This is a genomic window from Pontiella sp., from assembly GCF_041622395.1.
Lineage (GTDB): Bacteria > Verrucomicrobiota > Kiritimatiellia > Kiritimatiellales > Pontiellaceae > Pontiella.
On sequence record NZ_JBFJYW010000274.1, the window covers coordinates 1 to 5,057 of the forward strand.

Below are 5,057 nucleotides of genomic sequence, written 5' to 3' on the forward strand. Positions count from 1 at the left end.
GAACGTGGTGGATAGGGCGAGAAGAGCGGGAACAAGTTTGCGTTTCATTGGTTTTCTCCTTTGCCGGTGGACCGGTGAACTATTAAAAACCGCGCATTATGCAGATCCGCAAACGGATTGCGAGCCCAACTAGGGTCCAAGTCTGTGCCGCCGCGGCTATAGCGTTCGGGGAAGCCCCAGAGGCTTCCCCGAATTCGTTTTTTATGTGCCGCAAGGGCCTAGTTTTCGAGATAGGGGCGGAAGAACTGCTGCCCCTCCGCAACATCGTTGGTTACGGAAAGGATGCCGTCGATCCCCTCGAGGCCGGTGATGATGCTGCTCCATGTGCCTGAAACGAGGTCATCGGTGGCCTGCACGCCGTACGATGCTCCGGATTCCGCTTCCCAGCTCAGCGCCACTTTGCCGGAAGCCATGGCGATCGATACGTTGCCGACTTCGCTGATCACTTTGGTAAAGGCCGTCAGTGTCAGGGCTCCCACGGTAATATGAGCGCTCTCGTCATCACCACCGACGCCGGTCACGGTAATGACTAAATTGCCGGATCCGTCCGTTTCCAGCTCCGAAAGGATTCCATAGCCATCGCCGTCGCCCTGCGGGGAAGTAATAAACGTTTGGCCATCCGCCGTCCATTTGGCGTCGTAGATGTTATTAACGCCATTATCGTCAAATCCACCGGAGAGTTCGTACAGCATCGCGTCGTCCAAACCGGTGAAGGTGAACACAAACATGTCCGTGTCCGCCTCGACAGGCCTGCTGGCCGTATCATTGGAAATGAGCGCATCGCCATATACCGTCGAGTTCGTGATGAAGCGGCCGTCTCCCGTTTTGCCGGGGGAGGTATCCCAGGCGATTTGGCCCGACGCATTCAATACGGAAAACCCGACGCCGGACACGACGGCATCGTCGAGGTCGACCAGCAAGGAACGGGTCACAACGCCTTGATCGGCAAGACCCTCCGTCGTTGAAGTCCCGCCAACGCTGATTTGGTTGAAGGTGGCGGCTCCCTCCGGAGCGGTTGAGCCAAAGTCAATCCCAATGGTCCATTCCTCCACCAGTTCGGGCGGATCGTCAAACGTGACATCCAATGCGACGTAGGTGGTGTTGGTTTCGGAGGACCCCTGCACGGTCCACGTGATGGCCAGCGTGGAAGTCGCGGTATCCTCGTCTTCCTGCAACGCCCCGGAATTGGTGTAGGTGACGATGAGGTCCTGGCTCGGGTCGGCGGCATTCAGGGTAAAGCCCAAGGGCGATGCACTGAAGCCGTTATCCGCCTCGACCGACACGATTTCAAGATGGGCCGGGACCGTTCCCTCGATATACGAGGCAACGATCGTGCCATTGGTGCTCGCGTCGGACTTGTTCAAGACGAGCGAAAGCGATTCCGCGTCCAGTTGCAGGTCGTTGGGCTCGTTGATATAGGTTGCGCCCAGCGCCACTTCCGAGGTGTTGATTACGCCGGAAGTGGCTTCGGTCCAAATGATCCAAAGCGAGGAACTCGTCGATTCCCCGTTTGCAAGACCGCCGGCCGTGTTGTCGAACGTGACCGTAATGGTTTCTTCCGTATCGCTCAAACCCAGCGTGGCATCGGCCACGGCGGCGCTGAACCCGTTGGATGCCACCAATGAAACGATCTGGATATCGTTCGCGGTAACCGAGCCGGCATAGTAGGTTGCCGCGATCGCGCCGCTGGTGGCCGTGTCGGGCGCGATCAGGTCGAAAGCGAGCGTATGCACATCCAGCACAAGGGTCGCGCCTTCCGGAGGCGTAGCCGTTCCGTTCAAGATCAGATTGTCTAATTGGGTCACCGCACTCGCCAAAGAATCCGTCACTCTGTCATCGATCACGATATGGAACGTGACGGCGGTCAGGTCGGAAAAATCCAGCGCCGGAACGTCGGTCGCGAAATTCAACGTAAATGTTTGCGACGGAACCGTAATATAGTCGTTTTCGAAAACCAGCGGTGAAGCATAGTTGTCGACGCTGCAATAAATCGCGAAATCCTGACAGCCATTATTGAACCGCGATAGATCGAAGGAGAGACTTTCCAGATCAAGGGAAAACCCCTCTACGGCCGTCACCGTCAAGGCAAAGTACTGGCCGTAGGCATATGCTCCGGCCATGTCATCGTCGGTTCCGGACGCAAGCCCTAGGCTCGGGGAAGTTAAGGCCTGATGTTGGGAGCTGCCGTCGTAAAGGGTAAAGCCCCCACCCGTATAAAGGTCCCAGGCGTTAACGCCGGTCGCATTGGCGCCGTCCGAAAGATTGCACTCCGTGAACTCGTATGACGCGAGAACCTCCGCATGGCTCGCGCACACCCCGCCCAACAGCAGCAGTCCTGCAATTCCTATCCTTTTTATCATCTATTCCTCGCTTCTTGTTTATGGGATTACCGGCATGCTCTCTCTTCTTGATGTCCGTTTGCGCGGCTCCTCTCTCCCCATATCAACATGCCGAAACATGGGTGGTTTATTGCCTATTGCCTAGAGGTTGACCACCTTTTTCCTTAACAAAGGGGGGTGGGCATCGCTAAGGGCCGATCGGCCGAATTCGGTGCCGGGCACGTTGCCGAGATGCCGCGCCCACGCGGATGCGCCATGGATTTCGGGATAGACTTGGCGCATCATGTGTTCCTATAGTCGATCCATGAATATTCTAGGCATCAATTATTTCTACCACGATTCCACCGCCTGCATCGTGCGGGACGGCCAACTGGTCGTGGCGATCGAAGAGGAGCGGCTGACGCGGCAAAAGCACACCGACGAGTTTCCCGTCAGCGCAATCGAGCGCTGCATGAAGGTCGCGGGGCTTCAGGACAAGGATATCGACGCGGTGGCGGTTTCGATCAAACCGACGATGCACTGGCAGAAAAAAGCGGCCTATTCGCTGGGCATCGGGCGGGGGATCAAAGCGTTCCTCGGCCACGAGGTGGGCACGTCGCGCTATCGGCAGGAACAGTTTTGGAGCTGGTATCTGAGCTGCTGGCCGCAAGGGTCCAAGCAACCGCCGATCCATTGGGTTCCGCACCATCTGGCGCATGTGGCGGGCACGTTCTACGTTTCGCCCTACGAAGAGGCGGCGCTGCTTTCGCTCGATGGTTCGGGCGAGTGGGCCACCTCGTTCGTCGGCCTGGGCAAGGGCACCAAGATCGAGAAATTCAACGAGAGCTTTTTCCCGAACTCCTTCGGCTCGTTCTACGAGGCCGCCACCGAGTTTTGCGGATTCCGCCCCAACTACGACGAGGGCAAGACGATGGGCCTTGCGCCGTTCGGCGATCCGGAGGTGTTCCGCGAAAAGGTGGCCGAGATCGTGAAGGTCGGCGACGACGGGGCGATCGGGATCGATACCTCGTATTTTAATTTCCAATATTGGCGGAAGCCCTACTGCAGCCAAAAGTTTTACGAAACGTTCGGGGCACCGCGCGCACACGGCGCGCCGTTCGAAAAGCGCCACGAAAATATTGCCGCCGCCTTCCAGCGCGTACTCGAGGATTCCGTGCTCAAGATGTGCCGGGATCTGCAAAAAAAGACCGGAGCCAGATTTTTGGTCATCGCCGGCGGCGTGTCGCTCAACAGCGTGATGAACGGGCGGATCGTCCGCGAAACGGATTTCGAGGATCTTTACGTGATGCCCGCCGCGGGCGACAACGGCACCGCGATCGGCGCGGCGTTCCAGGTTTGGAACGGCATTCTCGGCCATCCGCGCACCTTTGTGCACGACAACCCCTATGTTGGAACGAGCTACACGGACGCGGAATACGCCGCCGTCCTCAAGGAGGCCAAGCTTAATGTCGTGAAGCACGACGACATCGCCGCCGAAGCGGCGCGCCTGCTGAAGGAAGGCCACATCATCGGCTGGTTCCAGGGCGCGATGGAGATCGGGCCGCGCGCGCTGGGCAACCGCAGTATCCTGGCCGACCCGACCCACCCCGGCATGAAGGACAAGATCAACGCCGAGGTCAAACACCGCGAGGCCTACCGCCCGTTCGCGCCGTCGGTTCCGGCCGAGTTTGCAAAGGATTATTTCGATATGGCGGTCGAGGCGCCGTTCATGCTGAAGGTGTGCGACGTCTTTCCGGACAAGCGCGACTGCGTGCCAGCCATCACCCACGTCGACGGCAGCGCGCGGGTGCAGACGGTCCGGCGCGAAACCAACCCGCTCTACCACGACCTGATGGTCGAGTTCGGCAAGCTCAGCGGCGTGCCCGTGGTGCTGAACACCAGTTTCAATGTGATGGGCGAGCCGATCGTCGAGTCGCCGCTGGATGCGATCCGCTGCTTTTTCTCGACCGGGCTCGATAAGCTGGTGATCGGCAACTACGTGATCGGGAAATAGGCAAGGGGCGGTTCGGGAGCATGGGAGAGCGCTACAAAAGGTTCGTGGAGCGGGTGCAGAACTCGCCGCGCTTGAACCATTGGTTCGAGATTGCCGTCGAAGCCCAGGTCTTCTACCAGAGCAAGCTTTTCCGGCCGCCGCCCTACGGCCGGTTCCCGCCGATTTGGATGGGGTACAAGAAGCCGTTCTACGGTTTGCTGGCCTATGGCGGGGAGCTGACGCCCGAAACGCTGCTGTATGCCTATTCCAAAGGCATTTATCCCTTTTACGAGACGCCGCCGATCGAATGGTGCTCGTGCGATCCGCGCATGGTGCTGTTTCTGGAAAAGATGAAGCTCAAGAAGGGGTTGCGCCCGTTGATCAAGTCCGGCAAATACAAGGTGACGTTCGATACCGCCTTCGAGCAAGTCGTCCGCGCCTGCGGCACCGGCGATGACCGCGAGGGGTGCACCTGGATTATTCCCGAACGCATCGAGGTGGCGCTCGAGCTCCATCGGCGGGGGCAAAACCATTCGATCGAGGTTTGGAACGAAGCCGGCGAGCTCGTCGGCGGCCTCTTCGGCATGGACATGGGCAAGCTGTTCATTTCCGAGTCGGCCTTCCCGATCTGCCGGGAACCTATCGGGTTCTGGTCGAGGCCGAGGGCCGCCTGGCCGGTACGTCGGACCCGATCGCGTTTGACGGCCGGACCTCACCACCGGAGTTCACGGTGCGTCTGCGGCCGC

At 59.1% G+C, this 5,057-nt stretch carries 4 protein-coding genes; 2 read left to right on the top strand and 2 right to left on the bottom strand.

Features of this window, described 5'->3' with window-relative positions; translation table 11 throughout:
* Positions 1-218: 218 nt before the first annotated feature.
* Both ABYO54_RS13790 and ABYO54_RS13795 read right to left on the bottom strand, forming a co-directional pair.
* Positions 219-2,360, bottom strand: a complete 2,142-nt coding sequence (locus ABYO54_RS13790; protein WP_372808827.1) for a hypothetical protein — start codon at positions 2,358-2,360, stop codon at positions 219-221.
* A 120-nt stretch (positions 2,361-2,480) separates the two neighbouring features.
* On the bottom strand, positions 2,481-2,624 hold the full coding sequence (locus tag ABYO54_RS13795) for a hypothetical protein (protein ID WP_372808828.1): 144 nt from the start codon (positions 2,622-2,624) through the stop codon (positions 2,481-2,483).
* Positions 2,625-2,643: 19 nt separating this feature from the next.
* Here ABYO54_RS13795 and ABYO54_RS13800 point away from each other — a divergent pair, with 19 nt between their 5' ends.
* Together ABYO54_RS13800 and ABYO54_RS13805 are read left to right on the top strand one after the other, a co-directional pair.
* A complete protein-coding gene (locus ABYO54_RS13800; protein ID WP_372808829.1) occupies positions 2,644-4,332 on the top strand; it encodes a carbamoyltransferase in 1,689 nt (562 codons plus the stop codon).
* A gap of 20 nt (positions 4,333-4,352) precedes the next feature.
* On the top strand, positions 4,353-5,057 hold a 705-nt coding region (locus ABYO54_RS13805), incomplete at its 3' end, for a leucyl/phenylalanyl-tRNA--protein transferase (protein WP_372808830.1).